Source organism: Blastococcus tunisiensis (assembly GCF_900112815.1).
Classification (GTDB): domain Bacteria; phylum Actinomycetota; class Actinomycetes; order Mycobacteriales; family Geodermatophilaceae; genus Blastococcus_B; species Blastococcus_B tunisiensis.
Genome location: NZ_FOND01000031.1, coordinates 1 through 21,769, shown reverse-complemented (window position 1 = coordinate 21,769; position 21,769 = coordinate 1). Strand labels below are relative to the sequence as shown.

At 73.8% G+C, this 21,769-nt stretch carries 21 protein-coding genes and 1 pseudogene; 6 read left to right on the top strand and 16 right to left on the bottom strand.

The features are described from left to right. Positions 1-15 precede the first annotated feature (15 nt). Positions 16-771 carry an SDR family oxidoreductase gene (locus BM142_RS23225; protein ID WP_092203772.1) on the top strand — a complete coding sequence of 252 codons (756 nt, stop codon included), beginning with the start codon at positions 16-18 and terminating at the stop codon, positions 769-771. A 58-nt stretch (positions 772-829) separates the two neighbouring features. Next, a complete protein-coding gene (locus BM142_RS23220; protein WP_092203770.1) occupies positions 830-1,540 on the top strand; it encodes a sirohydrochlorin chelatase in 711 nt (236 codons plus the stop codon). A 2-nt stretch (positions 1,541-1,542) separates the two neighbouring features. On the opposite strand, the gene BM142_RS23215 is transcribed toward BM142_RS23220, so the two are convergent. The 8 genes from BM142_RS23215 to abc-f all read right to left on the bottom strand — a co-directional run bounded on the left by BM142_RS23215 (position 1,543) and on the right by abc-f (position 9,090). Continuing rightward, positions 1,543-1,821: a hypothetical protein gene (locus BM142_RS23215; RefSeq protein WP_092203768.1), complete on the bottom strand. Its 279-nt coding sequence runs from the start codon at positions 1,819-1,821 to the stop codon at positions 1,543-1,545. Between the two features lie 43 nt (positions 1,822-1,864). Then, a complete protein-coding gene (locus BM142_RS23210; protein ID WP_092203766.1) occupies positions 1,865-2,683 on the bottom strand; it encodes a sulfurtransferase in 819 nt (272 codons plus the stop codon). A gap of 103 nt (positions 2,684-2,786) precedes the next feature. Further along, entirely contained in the window at positions 2,787-3,251 is a 465-nt protein-coding gene (locus BM142_RS23205; protein ID WP_092203764.1) for an SgcJ/EcaC family oxidoreductase, read from the bottom strand. 174 nt (positions 3,252-3,425) lie between these two features. After that, entirely contained in the window at positions 3,426-4,049 is a 624-nt protein-coding gene (locus BM142_RS23200) for a GNAT family N-acetyltransferase (RefSeq protein WP_092203763.1), read from the bottom strand. Between the two features lie 22 nt (positions 4,050-4,071). Continuing rightward, the gene (locus BM142_RS23195) at positions 4,072-5,952 is read right to left on the bottom strand and encodes an ABC transporter ATP-binding protein (RefSeq protein WP_092203761.1); all 1,881 of its coding nucleotides are present in this window, start codon (positions 5,950-5,952) and stop codon (positions 4,072-4,074) included. A 249-nt stretch (positions 5,953-6,201) separates the two neighbouring features. Continuing rightward, entirely contained in the window at positions 6,202-6,984 is a 783-nt protein-coding gene (locus tag BM142_RS23190) for an enoyl-CoA hydratase/isomerase family protein (protein WP_092203760.1), read from the bottom strand. Further along, positions 6,981-7,208, bottom strand: a complete 228-nt coding sequence (locus BM142_RS23185; protein ID WP_092203758.1) for a helix-turn-helix domain-containing protein — start codon at positions 7,206-7,208, stop codon at positions 6,981-6,983. Before BM142_RS23185 ends, BM142_RS23190 begins: the two co-directional genes overlap by 4 nt. Positions 7,209-7,488: 280 nt before the next feature. Further along, entirely contained in the window at positions 7,489-9,090 is a 1,602-nt protein-coding gene (gene abc-f, locus BM142_RS23180; protein WP_092203756.1) for a ribosomal protection-like ABC-F family protein, read from the bottom strand. A 131-nt stretch (positions 9,091-9,221) separates the two neighbouring features. Here abc-f and BM142_RS23175 point away from each other — a divergent pair, with 131 nt between their 5' ends. After that, the gene (locus BM142_RS23175; RefSeq protein ID WP_092203754.1) at positions 9,222-11,402 is read left to right on the top strand and encodes an SCO7613 C-terminal domain-containing membrane protein; all 2,181 of its coding nucleotides are present in this window, start codon (positions 9,222-9,224) and stop codon (positions 11,400-11,402) included. A 65-nt stretch (positions 11,403-11,467) separates the two neighbouring features. Continuing rightward, complete coding sequence (locus BM142_RS23170; protein ID WP_092203752.1) at positions 11,468-13,267, top strand: SCO7613 C-terminal domain-containing membrane protein; 1,800 nt, start codon at positions 11,468-11,470, stop codon at positions 13,265-13,267. Between the two features lie 114 nt (positions 13,268-13,381). Here BM142_RS23170 and BM142_RS23165 read toward each other — a convergent pair whose 3' ends face one another. Genes BM142_RS23165 through BM142_RS23130 form a run of 8 tightly spaced genes read right to left on the bottom strand, consistent with a single transcriptional unit; the run spans position 13,382 to position 20,342 of the window. Further along, positions 13,382-13,783 (bottom strand): metal-sulfur cluster assembly factor, encoded by a 402-nt coding sequence (locus BM142_RS23165; RefSeq protein WP_092203750.1) that lies wholly within the window; start codon positions 13,781-13,783, stop codon positions 13,382-13,384. After that, entirely contained in the window at positions 13,780-14,304 is a 525-nt protein-coding gene (gene sufU / locus BM142_RS23160; RefSeq protein ID WP_092203749.1) for a Fe-S cluster assembly sulfur transfer protein SufU, read from the bottom strand. The genes BM142_RS23165 and sufU overlap by 4 nt, the downstream gene beginning before the upstream one ends. A gap of 10 nt (positions 14,305-14,314) precedes the next feature. After that, positions 14,315-15,628 carry a cysteine desulfurase gene (locus BM142_RS23155; protein ID WP_092203747.1) on the bottom strand — a complete coding sequence of 438 codons (1,314 nt, stop codon included), beginning with the start codon at positions 15,626-15,628 and terminating at the stop codon, positions 14,315-14,317. After that, complete coding sequence (gene sufC / locus BM142_RS23150) at positions 15,625-16,425, bottom strand: Fe-S cluster assembly ATPase SufC (protein WP_092203745.1); 801 nt, start codon at positions 16,423-16,425, stop codon at positions 15,625-15,627. Before sufC ends, BM142_RS23155 begins: the two co-directional genes overlap by 4 nt. An 11-nt stretch (positions 16,426-16,436) precedes the next feature. Beyond that, entirely contained in the window at positions 16,437-16,790 is a 354-nt protein-coding gene (locus tag BM142_RS23145; RefSeq protein ID WP_092203743.1) for a Rieske (2Fe-2S) protein, read from the bottom strand. After that, positions 16,787-18,103 (bottom strand): Fe-S cluster assembly protein SufD, encoded by a 1,317-nt coding sequence (gene sufD / locus BM142_RS23140; protein WP_175527423.1) that lies wholly within the window; start codon positions 18,101-18,103, stop codon positions 16,787-16,789. Before sufD ends, BM142_RS23145 begins: the two co-directional genes overlap by 4 nt. After that, entirely contained in the window at positions 18,103-19,545 is a 1,443-nt protein-coding gene (gene sufB / locus BM142_RS23135) for a Fe-S cluster assembly protein SufB (RefSeq protein ID WP_092203741.1), read from the bottom strand. The genes sufD and sufB overlap by 1 nt, the downstream gene beginning before the upstream one ends. Further along, a complete protein-coding gene (locus BM142_RS23130; protein ID WP_254791195.1) occupies positions 19,542-20,342 on the bottom strand; it encodes a helix-turn-helix transcriptional regulator in 801 nt (266 codons plus the stop codon). The genes sufB and BM142_RS23130 overlap by 4 nt, the downstream gene beginning before the upstream one ends. 166 nt (positions 20,343-20,508) lie before the next feature. Between BM142_RS23130 and BM142_RS23125 the strand changes: the two genes are divergently transcribed. Both BM142_RS23125 and BM142_RS23120 read left to right on the top strand, forming a co-directional pair. Beyond that, positions 20,509-21,453 (top strand): COX15/CtaA family protein, encoded by a 945-nt coding sequence (locus BM142_RS23125; RefSeq protein WP_092203739.1) that lies wholly within the window; start codon positions 20,509-20,511, stop codon positions 21,451-21,453. Positions 21,454-21,538: 85 nt separating this feature from the next. Continuing rightward, a pseudogene (locus tag BM142_RS23120) lies at positions 21,539-21,769 on the top strand (IS30 family transposase); the annotation flags it as partial.

The window sequence follows — 21,769 nt, the reverse complement described above, 5'->3', positions numbered from 1 at the left end:
CCTGAGGACCCGCTGATGGAACTGGGCCTGGGTGGTCGCGGATACCTGCTCACCGGCGCGAGCCGGGGGCTGGGATTCGCGACCGCCCGGGCCCTCGTCGACGACGGGGCCCGGGTGCTGATCAGCTCGCGCTCCGCCGGCTCGGTCGAGGCCGCCGTCTCCTCCCTGGGGACGGCGGCGTCCGGCGTTCCGGCCGACCTGGCCGAGCCGGGTGACGCCGACCGGCTGGTCAGCACCGCGCTCGACCGCCTGGGCACGATCGACGGTGCGCTGATCAGCGTCGGCGGGCCGAAGCCGGGCTCCGTCCTCGGCACCGCCGAGGAGGACTGGCGGGCCGGCGTCGACAGCGTGCTCCTGGGACCACTGCGGCTGGTGAAGGCGCTCGTCCCGCATCTCACCGCCGGCGCCTGCATCGGTTTCGTGCTCTCCACGTCGGTCCGCCAGCCCCTGGACGGGCTGGCCATCTCCAACGGCCTGCGCCCGGGGCTGGCGATGACGGCGAAGGGGCTGGCCGACGAGCTGGGCCCCCGGGGCATCCGCGTGTTCGGGCTGATGCCGGGGACGATCGCCACCGAGCGGATCGCCGAGATCGCGGAAGCCTCCGGAGACGCCGACACCTACCGCACGCAGACCGAGGCGGCCATCCCGCTGGGCCGCATCGGGCAGCCCGAGGAGTTCGGCCGGGTCGCCGCGTTCCTCCTCTCCCCCGCCGCCTCCTACGTCACCGGCACGGTGGTCGCCGTCGACGGCGGCCGGCTCCGTTCCCCGTGATGCCCGTGCGGGGTCGCCACTGTGCACGGAACGGGGTAACAGGAGCACGGATGCCCCGATGAGCGCACATTCGCAATCACCGGTCCTCGTCGCCTGCGCCCACGGCACCCGCAACCCGACCGGCCGCCGGCTGATCGCCGAACTGGCGCTCGCCGCCCGCGCCCAGCGACCGGGACTGGTCACGACGGCGGCCTTCGTCGACGTCCAGCCTCCGACCGTCGTCGACGTGGTCGCCGGCCTGTCCGCCGAGGGCCGTCCGGCGGTCGTCGTCCCCCTGCTGCTGTCGGGCGGGTACCACGTGCACGTCGACATCGCGGGCGCGGTGGCCGGCGCCGGGTCCGCCGTCGCCGCCCGCCCGCTCGGGCCGGACGCCCGCCTGGTCGGGGTGCTGCACGACCGGCTGCAGGAGGCCGGGGCCGACCCGCGCGACCCGCTGACCGCCGTCGTCCTGGCCGCGGCCGGGTCCAGCGATCCCCGCGCGGTCGCCGACGTGGAGGACACCGCCGACCTGCTCCAGCGGTCCTGGGCCGGGCCGGTGACCACCGGCTACGGCTCGGCCGCGCAGCCGCCGGTCCCCGAGGCCGTCCTCGCCGCCCGGCGGGGTGGGGCCGAACGGGTCGTCGTCGCCGCGTACCTGCTGGCACCCGGGCACTTCCACGACAAGCTGGCCGGCGCCGGTGCCGACGCGGTCACCGCGCCGCTGCTGCCCGACGACCGGATCGCCGCCGTCCTGCTGGACCGCTACGACGCGGCCCTCGCCCCGCGCTGAGCTCAGGCCTGCCAGCCGAGCAGGTTCCCGCCCACGACCAGGGCCAGGGCGAGGACGGCGGCGGCGACCACCGGCACGGCCGGCGTCCACCAGGAGCGCAGGATGGCCAGCCGGATCAGCCACAGCGCCAGCACCACCCAGAACAGCCAGAGCGGGATCAGCGCGTAGCCGGGGATGACGAGACCGCCCACCGCGTAGAAGTACCCGACGACCAGGTGCGCGATCGCCGACAGGCCGGCGAGGACGAGCGGACCGGTCGAGCGGGCGGTGTCGGTGGGCACGGCGGGAGTATGGCCGGGAAGGCGCCGGCCCGGTGGGAACCGGTCACTCCCCCCTCGCGGCGGGCCGTCCGGGGTCGGCCGACCACTGCGACCACGATCCCGGCCAGAGCGCCGCCTCGATGCCGGCGGTGGCCAGCGCGGCCACCTCGTGCGCGGCCGTGACTCCCGACCCGCAGTAGACGCCGACCGCCCCGCCGGGCTGCACGCCGAGGCCGGCGAACCGCTGCCGCAGCTCGTCCGGCGACCGGAAGGTGCCGTCGGGCGCGAGGTTGTCGCTGGTGGGTGCGCTCACCGCGCCGGGGACGTGGCCGGCCCGCGGGTCGACCGGCTCGCTCTCGCCCCGGTATCGCTCGCCGGCCCGGGCATCCAACAGCACCCCGGACGACGGCAACGCGGCCGCCTCGTCGATCGAGAGCACCGGCAGGCCACCACCGGCCAGCGTCACGTCCCCCGCTGTCGGCACGACGTCCCCGGTCTCCACCGGCCCACCGGCCCGGCGCCACGCATCGAGCCCGCCGTCCAGCAGGCGGACGTCGGTCAGGCCGCCCCACGCCAGCAGCCACCACGCCCGCGCCGCGGCGAGACCGCCGGTGGCGTCGTAGGCGACCACCCGGCTGTCCCGGGTGATCCCCCAGCGCCGCGCGGATTCCTGCAGTCGCTGTACCGGGGGCAGCGGGTGCCGGCCCTGAGTGGACGACGGCGGACCGGCCAGCTCGGTCTCCAGGTCGACGAAGACCGCGCCGGGCAGGTGGCCGGCGAGGTACCGCTCGCGGCCGTGGTCGTCGCCGAGCGCCCATCGGACGTCGAGCAGCACGAGGCCGGCGTGGCTGCCGGCCAGCAGGTCCGCCGCGGAGACCAGCACGCTCGCTGCTCCGGATGGTGCGCCGCCGCGGGACGCTGCGCTCCTCGCTCGGTCCTCGCTGCGCTGCGTACCGCCCTGTCCGCTCACCGCGCCTCAGCCGTGCTCACTGCGGCGCGAGCAGGCCGCGCAGCTCCTCGGTCAGCGCTTCGCGCTCCTCGGGGAAGCCGTGGTAGGCGGCCGGGGTCGACTGGAACAGCGAGATCCGCCAGCGGCCACCGCCCTCGTCGACGGCGACCAGGGTGTGCACCGTGTGCAGGTCGGGGTCGAGGTCGCTCTCCCCCGGCGGGATCATCCCGGCGTGCGCCAGCAGCACGGCCACCCCGGGGGCGATCGGCCGCACGGAGCGCACGATGCCCACGTAGGCCGGCGTCTGGTGGCTGCCGAAGATCGCCCGCAGGTCGGCGGCGATGGACAGCCGGCCCCGGTGGTGGCTGCCGTCGAAGCCGATGATGTCCCCGTCGTCGGCGAACCCCGCTGCGACGGACGCGCCGCTGCGCCGGTTCCACCCGTCGAGGAACTGGTGGTACAGCGCACGGATCTGGGCGTCGTGCGGGTGGGCTGCGGTCACGCTCGTGGAACTCCTCTTCGAGTACTGGGACAGGAGTGACGGTAGTGCTCAGGCGACCTCGACCGTTCGACGCTCGCCGTCGGTGACCTGCGTCCGGCGGAGGCAGATGTGCCCCTCACCGAGCGCCGACAACGCTGCGTGTCCGGTCGACCGCTCGCTGCGAGCGACGATCCGTCACCATGAGGTGCTCCGGCCCAGGTAGGTGGTGTCCTGCCCCCCGCCCGGCAACGGGATCTCGTGGAATCCGAGGCGGTCGTAGAAGGTGCGGGCCCGGGTGTTCCCGGTGGCCACACCCAGGTGCACGGCGGGCGCCCCCGCGCCGGCCACCGCCCGCAGGAAGGCACCCATCAACCGGCGACCGTGGCCGGCGCCCTGGTGAGCGGGAAGCAGGTCGATGTGCAGGTGGGCCGGATACCCCGTGAGCTCGGCGCGGAGCATCCGCTCCGGCCGCAGCAGCGTCGCGACGAGCTCCTCCTCGGCCGTGCGCCCCGCGCGCTCCGGCTCCTCGTAGCGGTGGGCCACTCGCGGGATCCAGCGCTCCCGGTAGGCCTCGACGAAGCGTGCGGTGTCGGCGGTGCCGAGCACGTAGCCGACGACGCGCTCCCCGTCGTCGAGGACGACCGCCAGGTCGGGCTCGAGGTGCAGGTAGGGACCGGCGAAGACGTCGGAGATCAGCGCATCGCTGGAGTACCTCCCCCGCGCGTCCGCGCCGGCGGCCCCGGTCCGCACGCAGACGTCGTACACGTCCGCGAGATCGCTGTCGCGGTAGGCCCGCACGGTCGGCGGCGCAGGGCTCATGCCCCGCGGAGCGCGGTCCCGGTCATGCGACCTCGACCGTTCGGCGCTCGCCGTCGGCGAACTGGGTCCGGTACAGGTGCGCGTACCGCTGCCCGAGTGCCAGCAGCTCCTCGTGCGTGCCCGACTCAGCCACGCGACCGTTGTCGATGACCAGGATCTGGTCGGCGCTGCGGATCGTGGACAGCCGGTGCGCGATCACCAGCGACGTCCGGCCGCTGAGCGCGGCGTCGAGAGCGTGCTGGACGGCGACCTCGGACTCGCTGTCCAGGTGCGCGGTCGCCTCGTCCAGGATCACGATCCCGGGCGCCTTGAGCAGCACCCGCGCGATCGCCAGCCGCTGCTTCTCCCCGCCCGACATCCGGTAGCCGCGGTCGCCGACGACGGTGTCCATCCCTTCGGGCAGGGACCGCACGAGCGCCGCGATCCTGGCACCCTCGAGCGCCGCCCACAGCTGCTCCTCGGTGGCCTCCGGGCGGGCGTAGAGCAGGTTCGCCCGGATCGAGTCGTGGAAGAGGTGGGCGTCCTGGCTCACCACGCCGATCACGTCCCGCAACGAGTCCAGTGTCGCCGCACGCACGTCGATCCCGCCGACGCGGACCGCTCCCCCGGTGACGTCGTACAGCCGCGGGACCAGGTTGGCGATCGTCGACTTGCCGGCCCCGGAGTGCCCGACCAGGGCGACCAACTGCCCGGGCTCGACCCGGAAGGAGATGTCGTGCAGCACGTCGACCGGTCCACCGTGCTCGGGGAGCGAGACCTCCTCCAGTGACGGCAGCGAGACGGCGGAGGCGGACGGGTAGCTGAAGGAGACCGTGTCGAACTCGATCGACCGGTCGTCGACCGGCACCGGGACGGCGTCGGGCGCCTCGGCGATCATCGGCTCGAGGTCGAGCACCTCGAAGACCCGGTCGAAGCTCACCATCGCGCTCATGACGTCCACCCGGACGTTGGCCAGTGCGGTCAGCGGGCCGTAGAGGCGCGACAGCAGCAGCGCCAGCGCGACGACCGCACCCGGGCTCAGCGACCCGGTGAACGCCAGCCACCCGCCGAGCCCGTAGACCAGCGCGGTGGCCAGCGCGGCGACCAGGGTCAGGGCGGTGAAGAAGAAGCGGCCGTACATGGCCGACAGGATGCCGATGTCGCGCACGCGGGCGGCCCGGTCGCTGAAGGACGCCGCCTCGGCCGAGGGCCGGCCGAACAACTTCACCAGCAGCGCCCCGGCGACGTTGAACCGCTCGGTCATGGACGCGTTCATCGAGGCGTTGAGCCCGTAGGACTCGCGGGTGATGTCCTGCAGCCGCCGTCCGATCCGGCGGGCCGGCAGGACGAACAGCGGCACGAGCACCAGCGACAGCAGCGTGATCTGCCACGACAGCGTGAGCATGACGCCGGCGGTCAGCACCAGGCCGATCACGTTGGAGACGACACCGGACAGCGTCGAGGTGAACGCCTGCTGGGCGCCGATGACGTCGTTGTTCAGCCGGCTGACCAGCGCACCCGTCTGGGTACGGGTGAAGAAGGCGACCGGCAGGCGCTGGACGTGGTCGAACACCCGGCTGCGCAGGTCGTAGATGACCCCCTCGCCGATCCGCGCCGAGTACCAGCGGGTGGCCAGGGAGATGACGGCGTCGACCACCGCCAGCGCCGCGATGAACAACGCGATCCGGACGATGTCGCCGGCCGTGCCCTCCAGGCTCGCGATCCGGTTCACGATGTTGCCGGCCAGCAGCGGGGTGATGACCCCGATCAGCGAGGAGCCGACCACCAACGCCAGGAAGAAGGACAGCTCCCGGCGGTACGGCCGGGCGATGCCGAGGATCCGGCGCACCGTGCCCTCGGGCAGCTCCCGCGCGGTCACCGACGGGTCGCGCCGGAACGACCGCATGGCGGCCATGGAGGTCATGGACCCACTCCCGTGCACACCGCCCCCTCTCGTCAGCCCGGCCAACACCGATCCGCGCCGGGCTGTTCCGCGGAGCCTCTCAGGCGCCTACGACAGAGCCGACCCGCTGGACGTCGCCATGATCGGCGTGGAGCCACCGCGAGTGTGCGCACAGCGTGGTCATCCGGGTGGGATGGCCACGCTGTGCGCGCACTCGCTGGAACGACGACCGTGGCCGGGCGCCGGGTCGCACCTCCTGCGGTGGACGGCTCAGCGGCCGCCGGCGAGCTCGTGCAGCCGCTCGACCTGGGCGGCCCGCTCGGCGGCGTCCTGGGCCGCGAAGTCGTTGCGGACGGCGGAGCGGACGAGGGCCGCCGTCGCCCGGCTGGCCGCCGCCGGCGCGGCGGTGATCGCGGCGACCAGGTCGGCGACCGCGGCGTCCAGCTCGGCGCGCGGGACGACGGCGTTGGCCAGACCCACCGCCTGCGCCTCGGCGGCCGTCACGGCGCGGCCGGTCAGGCAGATCTCCATGGCACGCGAGTAGCCGACCAGCTCCATGAGCGTGCTGGTCCCGGTCAGGTCCGGCACCAGGCCGAGGGTCGCCTCCGGCAGCCGCAGCTGCGCGTCGTCGGCGAACACCCGCAGGTCGCAGGCCAGGGCCAGCTGGGCGCCGGCACCGATCGCGTGCCCCTGCACGGCGGCCACCGACACGATGCCCGGGGAGCGGAGCCACCGGAACCCGCCCTGGTAGCCGCGGATCCGCTCCTGCGCCTCCTCCGCGGGCAGGTGGCCGAGCTCGCCCAGGCCGCCGTTGGTGGACGGCTCGGGGCTGAACATGCTCCGGTCCAGCCCCGCGGAGAAGGACCGGCCCTCGCCGCGGAGCACGACGACGCGGACGTCGTCGTCGAGCGAGGCACCCACGGCCGCGAGGGCCGACCAGGTGGCCGGGGTCTGGGCGTTGAGCTGGTCCGCCCGGTCGAGGGTGACCGTGAGGACGGCACCCTCCCGGCTCGTGCGGACCCAGCCGTCGGTCTCGAGGTCGTCCGTGCTCACGCCTTCTTACTATTCCGGTTGGCCCCACCGCGGCTGCGCAGGGTCGCCCCGGACTCCGACAGGAGGCGGTGGATGAACCCGTAGGAGCGGTTCGTGGAGGTCGCCAGCGAGCGGATGCTCTCGCCGCCGTCGTAGCGCTTGCGCAGCTCGTCGGCGAGCGTCGACCGGTCCCCTCCGGTGATGCGCTTGCCCTTGCCCAGTTCGGCAGTGTTCGAGTCGGCCATGACTCTCCTCCGTGTCAGCCGCCGGTGCGCGCCATCCCGGGATGCGGCCGGTCAGCGCCGCGGGGAATGGCAGTCCGTCCCCTCGGGCGCCGCCGTCCCGCTGACCACGACGTCCCTGCAGCCATGATCACGCACAATCCGGCCACCCGCGACGCGAGAGACCGACGGAAGGCGGCCCCCCGGCCACATCAGGACGAGTGCGACGAACTGGTGGCGATCAGGCGTCGACGACCACCGCTTCGTCGCACTCGGGGCCGCAGGTGGCCGTGCGCCGACCTGCTCAGGCCAGCTCGACCAGGTCGGCCAGGTCCTCGCTCCAGGTGTCCTCGGTGCCGTCGGGCAGCAGGATGACCTTGTCCGGGTTCAGCGCGCGGACGGCACCCGCGTCGTGCGTGACCAGCACGATCGCGCCGGCGTAGGTGCGCAGCGCCTCGAGCACCTGCTCCCGGCTGGCCGGGTCGAGGTTGTTCGTCGGCTCGTCGAGCAGCAGCACGTTGGCGCCGGAGATGACCAGCGTGGCCATCGCCAGCCGGGTGCGCTCGCCACCGGACAGCGTGCCGGCCCGCTGGTCGACCGTCTCGCCCGAGAAGAGGAAGGCGCCGAGGATCCGCCGCAGCTCGGTGTCGGTGCTGTCCGGGGCCGCGGACCGCATGACCTCGAGCAGGCTGCGATCCATGTCGATGGTCTCGTGCTCCTGCGCGTAGTAGCCCACCCGCAGCCCGTGCCCGGCCTTGACCTCGCCGGTGTCGGGGTTCTCGGTGCCGGCCAGCATCCGCAGCAGCGTCGTCTTACCGGCTCCGTTCAGGCCGAGGACGACGACCCGCGTCCCCCGGTCCACCGCCAGGTCGACGTCGGTGAAGATCTCCAGCGAGCCGTAGCTCTTCGACAGCCCCTCGGCGGTCAGCGGGGTCTTCCCGCAGGCCACCGGGGTCGGGAAGCGCAGCTTGGCGACCTTGTCCTGCACCCGCACGTCGGCCAGCCCGGCGGCCAGCCGCTCGGCGCGCTTGTCCATGCTCTTGGCCGCCTTGGCCTTGGTGGCCTTGGCGCGCATCTTGTCCGCCTGGGCGTTGAGCGTGTCGATCTTCCGCTCGGTGTTGGCCCGCTCCTGCTTGCGGCGCCGCTCGTCGGTCTCCCGCTGCTGCAGGTAGCGCTTCCAGCCGAGGTTGTAGATGTCGACCGTGGCGCGGTTGGCGTCCAGGTGCCACACCTTGTTGACGACGGCCTCCAGCAGCTCCACGTCGTGGCTGATGACGATGAGCCCGCCGCGGTGGCTGGACAGGAACCCCTTGAGCCAGGTGATCGAGTCGCCGTCGAGGTGGTTGGTCGGCTCGTCGAGCAGCAGCGTCTCGGCGTCGGAGAACAGGATGCGGGCCAGCTCGACCCGGCGGCGCTGGCCACCGGAGAGGGTGCGCAGCGGCTGGGCCAGCACGCGGTCGGGCAGCCCCAGGTTGGTGCAGATGCGGGCGGCGTCGCTCTCGGCGGCGTACCCGCCCATGGCGGCGAACTGGTCCTCCAGCCGCCCGTAGCGGCGCACCGCCTTGTCCCGCTCGGCGTCGTCGGCCGGCTCGGCCATGGCCACCTGGGCCTTGACCAGCTGGGCGCGCAGGACGTCGAGCCCGCGGCCGGACAGGACTCGGTCGCTGGCGGTGATGTCGAGGTCGCCGCTGCGCGGGTCCTGCGGCAGGTAGCCGATCTCGCCGGAGACGTCGACCTTCCCGGCGTGCGGGACGCGCTCCCCGGCCAGCGTGGTGAGGGTGGTCGTCTTGCCCGCGCCGTTGCGGCCGACGAGGCCGATCCGGTCGCCGGGCTGCACGCGGAGGTCGGCGTCGCTGATGAGGATGCGGGCGCCGGCGCGCAGCTCCAGGCCGGTCGTCGTGATCACTGATCCCAGGGTAGGCGCTCCCGGCGCGATACCACGACCGCACGCGGGGTGACATGGGCGGGATCACCCGCCCGGGCGTGTTGTCCCCGGCATCGGCACCGCGCGGTCTCGTGGCGCGCCAGGATGCCCCCATGAACCCGCACGGCGCCTCCTGGGCGCCGGCCTGCCCCGTCTGCGGCCGCCCGGCGGTGGACGTCGGCACCGGCTCGTGCCCGTCGTGCGGACTGCCTGCCGTCGCCCATGCCGCGCTGGTCGTCGCCCGGATCGGGACGACGCTCGACGACCTGGTCCGCGACCGGGACCAGCTGCTGGCGACCCTCCGTGCCGCCGCGCCGGGCGCCGGGACGGTCCGCGCCCCGGTGCCGCCCGCGCCGGCACCTCCCGTGCAGGCATCTCCCGTGCCGGCGCCGCCACCGGCGGCTCTCCCGCCGTGGGTCCCACCTCAGCCCGTCCGGATGCCCCCGTCCTCCGGGTCGGCACCAGCGCCGGGCGCAGGCATCCCTCCCCCGGCCCGACGCCGGCCACCGCACCTCAGTCCGCAGCAGGTCCTGCTGGGGCTGGGCGCACTGCTCGTCGTCGCCGCGGCCATCACCTTCGTCGCGGTCGCGTGGACGCGGTTCGGCGTGGTGTTCCAGGCCGGTCTGATGATCGTGGTGACCGCGCTCGCGTGCGGCGTGTCGGCCTGGAGCGCCCGCCGCGGGCTGCGGGCCACCGAGGAGGCGCTGGCCGCGGCCGGGGCCGCCCTTCTCGCCGTCGACCTGGGCGGGGCCCGCGCGCTCGGCCTGTTTCGCCTGGAGGACGTCCCCCTCCGCACCTGGTGGGCGGTGTCCTGCGCCGTCGTCCTGGTCGTGGCCCTGGTCCTCGCCCGCCTCACGCGGACCACCGCGACCTGGCCGCTCGCCGCCCTCCTCGCCGCGCAGCCGCTGCCCTTCCTGCTCCTGACCGGGGAGCTGCTGACCGGTCCGCCGGGAGTGGCCGTCGCCCTCGCCATGGCCGCGGCCGACGTGGTCGCGTCACGGCGGCTGCGGCCGGGCCTGGCACCGGTCGCGATCGTCCTCGCGGGCGTCCTCGGCGCGGCCGGCGTTCTGGGCGGCCTGGCCACGGCGGCCGGAGCGGACGCCGTCGACTCCTGGACGGCGACGGCGGTACTCGGCCTCGCGGGGGCCGGCGCGCTGCTGCTCGACCGCTGGGTCCGCGCCGGCCGCCCGCCACGATTCCCCGAGCGGATCCCGGCCGCGGTCGGCGGCATCATCGGGGTGGCTCTCACCGCGTCGTTGCAGACGGCCGGGGACGTCGGGTCGTGGGTGGCCGTCGGACTGGGCCCGGTGGTGCTCGTGGTCGCCGTCCTGCTCGCGGCCCGGACCGCGCCGGCGGCCGGTCTGGCCGCCGCCGGGGCGGCGCTGACCCTCGTGCACGCGGCGGTGCTCGCGGACGGCGAGCGCTACGGCGAGCTGGCGGTCGTGGCGCTGGTCGCGACGGTGCCGGCGGTGCTCGCGGCGATCCGGCTCCCCGTCGTGCGATCGCCGGCAACGGCCGTGGCCGTCCTGGCTCCCGCGGCCGCCGCGCTGCTCACCCACGCCGCCGGCGTGCTGTCGGCTCCCGTCGCCGGCCTGCTGCTGGCCCTCCTGGCCGCCGCGGGGTTCGCGGTGGCCACCCTCCGCACCGGGCGGCCCGAGGAGTGGGGCGCGGCCGCCTCCGCCGCTGCCGCCGCGCTCACTGCGGGCGCGACGAGCGGCTCGGTGGAGGCGTGGGGACAGGTCGGCCTGCAGCTCGGCGTCGCCGGGGTGGCCGCCGGGGCCTACGCGGTCGTGACGTCCCGGCGGTGGGTCGGCGTGGCGGCCGTCGCCGACCTCGTCGCCGCCACGTGGATCGCCGTGGGTGGAGCGGGGATCGAGACGCCGGAGGCCTACACGCTGCCGGCCGCGCTCGGACTGCTGCTGGTCGCCCTGCCGCAGCTGCGCGCCGGGGCGTCGTCGTGGGCGGCGGAGGGTGCGGCCGCCGGAGTGGCCCTGGTGCCGTCCGCACTGGTGGTGGTCGCGGAGCCGACCGCGCTCCGCCTGGTCCTGGTGATCACCACGGCGGCCCTGCTCACCGTGGCGGGCACGCTGCTGCACCGTCAGGCGCCGTTCGTCATCGGGGCGGTCGTGCTGCTGGTCGTCGCCGCCGGCCGGCTCGGCCCGTACGCGCCACTCCTCCCCCGCTGGGTCACCCTGGGCACCGCCGGGCTGCTGCTCCTGGTCGTCGGGGCCACCTACGAGCGCCGTCGTCAGCAGGCCCGCGAAGCCGTCGCCTGGGTGGCCCAGATGCGCTGACCGGATGCCCCGGCGAGTGGGCCGCCCTACGGTGGGAACGCCTTGGGGACCGGAAGGAGGGCGACATGGGCCGGCCGGTCAGCACGGCTCCGCTCCCTCCGCTGCCCTACCGCGTGCGGCCGCCGCAGGTGCTGCTCGGCGTGGGCGCGGTGCTGCTGGTCAGCGCCGGGGGGGCGGTCGCCTCCGCCTACGGGGGGAACCCCGTGCGCCTCCTGCTGCTGGGGCTCGCCGGGGCGGCGGTGTGGCACTCGCTCCGGGCGGCACGCGCCCGCCTGCGCAGCTCGGAGGAGACCCTGGCCGCGTCGGCGGTCGGGCTGGTGCTCTCCGGCGCCGAGCTCGGTGCCCCGGTGCTCGAGGGCAACCCGGTCACGGCCGTGGTGCTGGCCGCCGGCTTCCTCGTGCTGCGGTGGGCGGCGCCCACCACGCTGACCTGGCCGCTGGCGGCCTGGGGTGCCGTGCAGCTGGCGGCACTGCGCTCGCTGGACGCCGTCCCTCCGGCCCTGCACACGGGCGCGCTGCTCTCGGTCGCCCTCGGAGGCCTGGGCGTCGCGCTGTTCGGCCGCCGGCTGGTCGCGCGGGCCGCGCTGGTCACCACGGCCCCCTGGTGGGCGGCCGGCGTCATCGGGGGCTCGTCGAGCGCATGGAACGGCACCGGAGGGGAACGCTGGTTCTCGGCCGGGCTGATGGTCGCGGCGGCCGCCGGTCTGCTCCTGGCCCGGCTGCGCACGGAGCTCGAGCCGCTGCTGGGTCCACCGGTGGCCGTGCCGGTCGTGGCCGGCGCCGTCGCCGGGGCGGCGGTCACCGGTGCCTTCTCGTCGCTGGGCACGGTCGCGATGACCCTCACCGGCTACGCGGGCGTGCTGCTCGCGAACACCGCCGCGGCGACGCTCACCGGCTGGCGCCGGGGACTGCTCCTGCCGGTGGCCCTGGCGGCGGGGATCGCCATGGCCCTGCTGTCGGTCACCCAGCTGGTCGCCCGGGAGCGGTGGTCCGAGCTGAGCCTCCTGCTGCTGCTCACCGCGCTGCCGACCGTCGTGGTCGCCGCCCGGCGGCCCGACGACCGGCCGGTGGCGCTGCCGGTGGCCGTGCTCTGCCTGGCCGGCGCTGCCCTGCTCGCCCTGCCGGACGGCCTGCTCGGGCCGGTGGCGGTGGGTGTGCTGCTCACGGCCCTCTACTGCGTGGCCATGCTGGCCGGCGCCGGGCTGGACGCCACCTCCCGCAGCGCGACGGCGCGTGCCGCGGCGGTCTGCGCGCTCGCTGCCGCGGTGCTGCTCCGCGCCGAGGACGAGCGGACGACGCTGGCGGTGCTCCTCGCCGTCCAGTCCGCCTTCACGCTGAGCTGGGCGTGGCGCACGCACATCCCGGGCCAGCCGCTCGACGCCACGTCCGCGACGGCCTGGCGCGGCGGGGCGCTGCAGTTCGTGGCCGCCGCCTGGTTCTTCGCCGCCGCCGCCGGGCTCGCGGCGGTCGAGTGGTACTCCCTGCCCGCGGCGCTCGGCCTGCTGATCGCCGCCGGTCCGAGGCTGGTGGAGGGACCGTCCTGGCCGGCGTGGGGCCCAGGACTGCTGGTCGCCGCCGTCCCCTCGGCCGTCCTCGCCGTCACGACGTCGGACGGCGAGCGGGCGGTCAGCGTGCTGCTCGTCGCCGCCGCGGTGCTCGTGGCCGGTGCCCGGACGGGGGTGCGGGCGCCGCTGTCGATCGGTGCCGGGACGGCGCTGTTCCTCGGTCTCGGGTTCACCGCCCGCGCGCTGCCGTGGCCGCTCGCGGCGGCACTCGTCGTCGGCTGCGCGCTCCTGGCCCTGGGGATGCGGCGCGAACGGAGCCCGATCGCCGGCTTCGGCGTCCGCGTCGCCGACCTCCGCTGACCTCGCTCCTCATGGCCGGCCGCACCGGCTGATGGGAAGCCGCGCCACGACGCGGCTGCCCATCAGGCCGCGTGTCCTCCCCGGGTCACGCCGGACCCGGCTCGCGCGTCCGCGTCAGACGCGGAAGCCGAGCGCCCGGAGCTGCTCGCGGCCGTCGTCGGTGATCTTGTCCGGGCCCCACGGCGGCATCCAGACCCAGTTGATCCGGATGTCGTCGACCAGGCCGGGGCCGGGGCCACCGGTCAGCGCCTGGCGGGCCTGGTCCTCGATGACGTCGGTCAGCGGGCAGGCCGCCGAGGTCAGCGTCATGTCGATGATGGCGACGCTGGAGTCGCCGTTGCTCTCGTCGACGTCCAGGCCGTAGACGAGGCCCAGGTCGACGACGTTGACGCCCAGCTCGGGGTCGACGACGTCGCGCATGGCCTCCTCGAGGTCCTCGATGAGGGCCGACTTGTACGCGGGCACCTCGGCGGGGGTCTCGTCGGTGGTGGCCGGGGTCTCGGTGGTCTCGCTCATCGGTCGTTCCCTCCGGTCGGGGTGGCGGGGTGGGCGGAGGATCCAGCGGTGGCGGGGTGGGCGGAGGATCCAGGGGCGGCGGACAGGGCCCGTGCGGACGCGTCCTTCAGGGCCATCCAGCTCATCAGCGCGCACTTGATCCGCGCGGGGTACTTGGACACACCGGCGAACGCGACGGCGTCCTCCAGCTCGTCCTCGAGCTTCTCGGCGACGGCCGGGTCGCCCTTGGCCTGCATCAGCGTCATGAAGTGCTCGCCGGCCTCCAGCGCCTGCGGCACCGTCTTGCCGACGACCAGGTCGTACATGGCCGAGATGGATGCCTGGCTGATCGAGCAGCCCATGCCCTCGTAGGAGACGTCGGCGATGGTGTCGCCCTGCACGTGCAGCCGCAGCGTCACCTCGTCACCGCAGGTCGGGTTGACGTGGTGCACCTCGGCCTCGAACGGCTCGCGCAGACCGCGTCCGTGCGGGTTCTTGTAGTGGTCCAGGATGATCTCCTGGTACATCGACTCGAGCTGCATCAATCCGACCTCACACCGTTCCGAAGAACTTCTGGGCCGCACGAATTCCGTCGGCCAAGGCGTCGATGTCGTCGTACCCGGTGTGCACGTAGAAGGTCGCGCGGGTGGTCGCGGGGACCTTGAACCGCCGGACGACCGGCCACGCGCAGTGGTGCCCCACCCGGACGGCGATGCCGGAGTCGTCGAGGACCTGCCCGACGTCGTGCGGGTGGATGCCCTCGACGACGAAGGAGATCGCTCCCCCGCGGGCCACCGTGTCGGGTGGGCCGATCACCGTGACGCCGGGGATCTCGGCGAGCTTCTCCAGGGCGTAGCCGGTGAGCGCCTTCTCGTGCGCCTCGACCGTGTCCATGCCGAGCCCCTGCAGGTACTCGACGGCGGCGGCCAGGCCGATCACCTGCGCGGTCATCGGCACGCCGGCCTCGAAGCGCTGCGGCGGGGCGGCGAAGGTGCTGCCCTCCATCCGCACGACCTCGATCATCGAGCCACCGGTGAGGAACGGCGGCAGCTTGTCGAGGACGTCGTAGCGCCCCCACAGCACGCCGACGCCGGTGGGTCCGAGCATCTTGTGCCCGGAGAACACCAGGAAGTCCGCGCCCAGCTCGGCGACGTCGATCGGCTGGTGCGGCACCGACTGGGCGCCGTCGACCAGCACCAGCGCACCGACCTCGTGTGCCCGCGCCACGATCTCGCCCAGCGGGTTGATCGTGCCGAGGATGTTCGACTGCTGGGTGACGGCGACCAGCTTGGTGCGCTCGTTGACCACCCTGTCCAGGTCGGAGAGGTCCAGCCGGCCGTCGTCGGTGAGCCCCAGCCAGCGCAGCGTCGCCCCGGTGCGCTCGCAGAGCTGCTGCCACGGCACCAGGTTGGCGTGGTGCTCCATCTCGGTGACCACGATCTCGTCGCCCTGGCCCACCGCGTAGGTGCGGAACTCCTCCTCCTTGGCCGTGGCGGCGTTGGAGAGGGCGTAGGCGACGAGATTGATCGCCTCGGTGGTGTTGCGGGTGAAGACGATCTCCCGCTCGGGGGCGCCGATGAACGCGCCGATGGTGGCGCGGGCGGCCTCGTAGGCGCCGGTCGCCTCCTCGGCGAGCTGGTGGGCGCCCCGGTGCGGGGCGGCGTTGACGTTCTCGTAGAACCAGCGCTCGGCGTCGAGCACCTGGCGCGGCTTCTGCGACGTCGCCCCGGAGTCGAGGTAGACCAGCCGCTTCCCGTCCCGGACGGTGCGGGACAGGATCGGGAAGTCCGCCCGGATCGCCTCGACGTCCAGGGGCAGGGGCACCTGCTGCGCCCCGGCTCCGGGACGCGAGACGGTCTGGGTCATGCCTGCACGACCTCCGCTGCCTTCTCGGCGCTCGCCTGCTCGTTGGAGTCCTTGATGTAGGCGGCGTAGCCCTCGTCCTCGAGCTTCGCGGCCAGCTCCGGGCCGCCCTCGTCGACGACGCGGCCGGCGACGAACACGTGCACGAAGTCGGGCTTGATGTAGCGCAGGATCCGCGTGTAGTGGGTGATCAGCAGGACGCCGACGTCACCCTCCTCGCGGGTCCGGTTGACGCCCTCGGAGACGATCCGCAGCGCGTCGACGTCGAGGCCGGAGTCGGTCTCGTCGAGGATCGCCATCTTCGGCTTGAGCAGCCGCATCTGCAGGATCTCGTGGCGCTTCTTCTCGCCACCGGAGAAGCCCTCGTTGACGTTGCGCTCGGCGAACGCCGGGTCCATCTCCAGGCCGGCCATCTCGGTCTTGACGTCCTTGACCCAGGTGCGCAGCTTCGGCGCCTCGCCCTTGAGCGCGGTGGCGGCGGTGCGCAGGAAGTTCGACACCGAGACGCCGGGCACCTCGACCGGGTACTGCATGGCGAGGAACAGGCCGGCGCGGGCCCGCTCGTCGACGGCCATGGCGAGGACGTCCTCGCCGTCGAGAGTCACCGTGCCACCGGTGATCGTGTACTTGGGGTGGCCGGCGATCGAGTAGGCCAGGGTCGACTTGCCCGAGCCGTTCGGGCCCATGATCGCGTGCGTCTCACCCGAGCGGACGGTGAGGTCGACGCCGCGGAGGATCTCCTTGGCGTCGTCACCCTCTCCGACGCTGACGTGCAGGTCGCGGATCTCCAGGACGGACAACTTCTCGCTCCTCAGTTGCTGGCCGCGGCGGGGAGGGCGCCGTCCGACTCGGTGTCGACGTACACGTCCTCTCCTTCCACGCGGACCGGGTAGACGGGCACCGGCTCGGTGGCCGGCAGGTTGGTGGGTTCGCCGGTGCGCAGGTCGAAGCACGACCCGTGCAGGAAGCACTCGATGGTCGGGGCGCCCTTGAACTCCTCGACGTCTCCGTCGGTCAACGGGACGTCGGCGTGCGAGCAACGGTCCTCGAGGGCGTAGACCTCACCCTCGAACCGGACGACGGCGATGTCGATGTCGTCCAGCTCGACCCGGAGCGACCCCGGCTCCTTGATGTCGGACAGCGCGCAGACGCGCTCGAAACTCATGCCGGCACCTCCTGCTCCTCCAGGCCAGGAAGGGCGCCGAGGCGGGCCTCGATGGTGCCCATCAGCCGGTCCTGCAGGGAGTCGATCCCGATGTGCTGGACGACGTCGGCGAAGAAGCCGCGGACGACCAGGCGGCGCGCGGTCTCTGCGTCGATGCCGCGCGAGCAGAGGTAGAACAGCTGCTCGTCGTCGAACCGGCCGGTGGCGCTGGCGTGGCCGGCGCCGACGATCTCGCCGGTCTCGATCTCCAGGTTCGGCACCGAGTCGGCGCGCGCGCCGTCGGTGAGCACCAGGTTGCGGTTGAGCTCGTAGGTCTCGGTGCCGGTCGCGGCGGGGCGGATACGGACGTCGCCGATCCAGACCGTGCGCGCCTCCTCGCCCTGCAGCGCTCCCTTGTAGAGCACGTTGCTGGTGCAGTTGGGCACGGCGTGGTCGACCCAGAGCCGGTGCTCCTGGTGCTGGGTCTCGTCGGCGAAGTAGACGCCGAACAGCTCCGCGCTGCCGCCGGGACCGGCGTACTGCACGTTGCTGACCAGGCGGACCAGGTCGCCGCCGAGGGTGACCACGACCTGCTGGAAGGTCGCGTCCCGGCCGACGACGGCGTCGTACTGGCCGCCGTGGACCGTGCCGGGGGCCCAGTCCTGGACCGAGACGAGCTTCACCTGGGCGCTGTCACCGACGAGCACCGAGACGCCGCCGGAGTACTTCGCCAGACCGGTGTGGTCGAGCACGATCGTGGCCGTGGCGAACGCGCCGACCTCGATGACCAGCTGGCCCCACACGACCGCGTCGTCGTCGTTGCCGGCGAGGGCGAGGGTGACGGGCCGGTCGAGCTGGGCCTCCTGCGGCACGCGGACGACGGCGGCGCCGCCGCTGCGCGCGCGGGTCAGCGCAGCGAGCCGGTCGACCGGCTCGGGCAGGCCCTTGAGCAGCGGGTCGTCGGCCTCCACGCTGGTCAGCTCCACGCCCTCGGGCAGGTCGGTCGTCCACGCGAGGTGGGCGTCCGACGGCGCACCGTCGAGCAGCGCGCGCATCCGCTTCATCGGCGTGAAGCGCCACGTCTCCTCTCGGCCGGTCGGGACGCCGAAGGCGTCCGGATCGGTGGAGGTGAAGCGCTCGGCCGGCGAACCGGTCGGGGTGGGGCCACCGTGCGAGTGCGCACCCGGGACCGCCTCCCCGGCGCTGCCGGTGTCGGCGGCCGGGGTCGTCGGCGGCCCGGCCTGGGCGCCCACGCCCGGAGCGAACAGCTCCGAGGCGAGGGTGCTCGGCTGGGTGGTGAGGTCGGTCGTGCTGGTGTGGTCGGGGGCTGACATCAGCCGACGGCACCTTCCATCTGCAGTTCGATGAGCCGGTTGAGCTCGAGGGCGTACTCCATGGGCAGCTCGCGGGCGATCGGCTCGACGAACCCGCGCACCACCATGGCCATGGCCTCGTCCTCGGACAGGCCGCGGCTCATCAGGTAGAAGAGCTGGTCGTCGCTGACGCGGGAGACGGTGGCCTCGTGCCCCATGGCCACGTCGTCCTCGCGGACGTCGACGTAGGGGTAGGTGTCCGACCGGCTGATCGTGTCGACCAGCAGGGCGTCGCACTTGACCGTCGACTTCGAGCCGTAGGCGCCCTCGTCGATCTGGACGAGGCCGCGGTAGGAGGTGCGGCCACCGCCGCGGGCCACCGACTTCGACACGATCGTCGAGGAGGTGTGCGGGGCGGCGTGCACCATCTTGGCGCCGGCGTCCTGGTGCTGGCCTTCGCCCGCGAAGGCGATGGACAGGACCTCGCCCTTGGCGTGCTCGCCGGTCATCCAGACGGCCGGGTACTTCATCGTCACCTTGGAGCCGATGTTGCCGTCGACCCACTCCATGGTCGCGCCCTCGTGGGCCACGGCCCGCTTGGTGACCAGGTTGTAGACGTTGTTCGACCAGTTCTGGATGGTCGTGTACCGGCAGCGCGCGTTCTTCTTGACGATGATCTCGACGACGGCCGAGTGCAGCGAGTCGCTCTTGTAGATCGGCGCGGTGCAGCCCTCGACGTAGTGCACGTAGGCGCCCTCGTCGACGATGATCAGGGTCCGCTCGAACTGGCCCATGTTCTCGGTGTTGATCCGGAAGTAGGCCTGCAGCGGGATGTCGACGTGCACGCCCGGCGGCACGTAGATGAACGAGCCACCTGACCAGACGGCGGTGTTCAGCGCGGCGAACTTGTTGTCGCCGGACGGGATCACCGACCCGAAGTACTCCTGGAAGATCTCCGGGTGCTCCTTGAGCGCGGAGTCGGTGTCCAGGAAGAGGACGCCCTGCTGCTCGAGGTCCTCGCGGATCTGGTGGTAGACGACCTCGGACTCGTACTGCGCGGCCACGCCGGCGACCAGCCGCTGCTTCTCCGCCTCGGGGATGCCCAGCCGGTCGTAGGTGTTGCGGATCTCCTCGGGGAGCTCCTCCCACGACGTGGCCTGCGCCTCGGTGGACTTCACGAAGTACTTGATGTTCTGGAAGTCGATGCCGGACAGGTCCGAGCCCCAGTCGGGCATCGGCTTGCGGCCGAAGAGCTTCAGGGCCTTGAGCCGGCGCTCGAGCATCCACTCGGGCTCGTTCTTGCGGCGGGAGATGTCGGCGACGACGTCCTCGTCGATCCCGCGGCGGGCCGACGCACCGGCGGTGTCGGCGTCAGCCCAGCCGTACTTGTAGCGGCCGAGCTGGTCGATCTGCTCGTCCTGCGTCAGCGGCGTGCTGCTCACCGGCTGCTGGGTGCTGGTCATGCGGGCGTCCTCTCCCGGTCGATCGTGGGGGTGGTGCTCGTGGTGGACGGTGCGGGGCGCTCGCGGTGCGGCGCTGCTCGCTCACCTGGTACAGGGCGTGCGGGGGCTGATCTGTTCCCCGGCCGCAGTGGCCCGGGGATGTGTGTGGTGCAGATCCCGTCGCCGTGGGCGATCGTGGCCAGCCGCTGCACGTGGGTGCCCACGAGCCGGCCGATCACCGCGGTCTCCGCCTCGCACAGCTGGGGGAACTCCGCCGCGACGTGCGCCACCGGGCAGTGGTGCTGGCAGAGCTGCCCACCGCCGGAGAGCGCCGAGGCGGTGGCAGCGTAGCCCTCGGCGGTGAGGGCGGCGGCCAGGGCCTGGGCGCGGTCCACCGGCTCGCCGGGGTGGGCCGCGGCGGCCTGCGCGACGGCGTCGGACGCGCGCCGCTCCAGACCGGCCAGCTGCTGCTCGGCCACGGCGCGGACGGCGTCGGGTCCGCCGGAGGCCGCCACGTACCGCAGGGCGGTGAGCGCGAGGTCGTCGTAGGCGTGCGGGAAGGCCGACCGTCCGGCGTCGGTCAGGTGGAAGCGGCGGGCGGGCCGGCCGCGGCCGCGGTGCGCGTCCCGCGTGAGCCGCTCCTCCAGCCGGCCCGCGGCGACGAGGGAGTCCAGGTGCCGGCGGACGGCGGCCGGGGAGATGCCCAGGCGGGTGGCGAGCTCGGTGGCGGTCTGCGGCCCGTGCTCCATGAGCAGGGCGCTGACGCGGTCGCGCGTGCGCCCGTCGTCGGCCGGAGCCGACGGACGCGGGGGTGCCACAGCGCTTTCCACAACACGAGTGTGTCCTATTTCGAGATCATCGCAACCAAGGTCGACCTAAGAATCAGCCCCGCGGGCGACCGACCGTGAGCAGGCTCACGCGCGGACCGCGACCTGGGCCCCGCAGCGGGCCGCCCCCGCGGCGGCGGCGCATAGCATCGGAGCCGTGCCGGTCCTGCCCACCGCCTTCTCCTCCGCGACGATCTCCCGGATCGCTCTGGTCAACGCCGTGGCCAACGGCCTGATCGTGGTGACCGGCGGCCTCGTCCGGCTCACCGGCTCCGGGCTGGGCTGCCCGACCTGGCCACGCTGCACCGACGAGAGCTTTGTGGCGACGCCGGAGCTCGCCGGGCACGGGGTCATCGAGTTCGGCAACCGGCTGCTCACCTTCGTGCTCGCCGCGGCGGCGATCGCGACCGTGGTGGCGGTCTGGCGCTCCTCGCGGCGCGACCTCCGCCCCCTCGCCGTGCTCGTGTTCCTCGGCATCCCGGCGCAGGCGGCCCTGGGCGGCGTCACGGTGCTGACCGGCCTCAACCCGTGGACGGTGGCCGCGCACTTCCTCGTCTCCGCCGGCCTCGTGGCGCTGGCGACCACGCTCTGGCTGCGCTCGCGGGAACCGGGCGTGGGCCGCCCGCTGCTGCGCCGGCCGCTCGTGCTGCTGGTCCACGGCATCGCCGCCGTCACCGCCGTCGTCCTGGTGCTGGGCACCGTCGTCACCGGCAGCGGGCCGCACAGCGGCGACGTGCCGGACGACCCCGCGGCCGCACCGGTGCGGATGGGCTTCGACCCCGGGCTGATGAGCCAGCTGCACGCCGACGCCGTCTTCCTGCTCCTCGGCCTGACGGTCGCGCTGCTGGTGGCGCTGCACGCCACCGACTCCCCCGGCCGCGTCCGCCGGGCCGCGCGGGACCTGCTGATCGTGCAGCTGGCCCAGGGCGTCGTCGGCTACGTCCAGTACTTCACCGACCTGCCGATCGCCCTGGTGCTGCTGCACATGCTGGGCGCGGTGCTGATCACCGCGTACACCGCCCGGCTGGTCTGGTCGGTCCGCGGTCCCGCCTCCGACGTCCCGCTGTCCCCGAGCACGGAGCCCGCGGCCGCCACCCGCTGATCGGACGGTGTGCGCTGGTCGGCAGTTCTGGGCCCTCGGGTTCAAGGAGTCGACGCAACACCTCGATGAAGACGAGGTGTTGTCGATGGGTACGACCGGGCATGTTCCGCTCCCGAACGAGGTGCGCCGACGGTTCTGGCGGTTGATCGCCGCGGGATCCTCCACCGAGGACGCCGCGGCAGCTGTCGGGGTCACCGGCAGCACCGGGCGCCGGTGGTTCCTCGGGGCCGGCGGCATCCCGCCGGTACATCTGGCCGAGCCCAAAGGCCGATACCTGTCCTTCAGCGAGCGCGAGGAGATCGCCCTGGATCGGGCA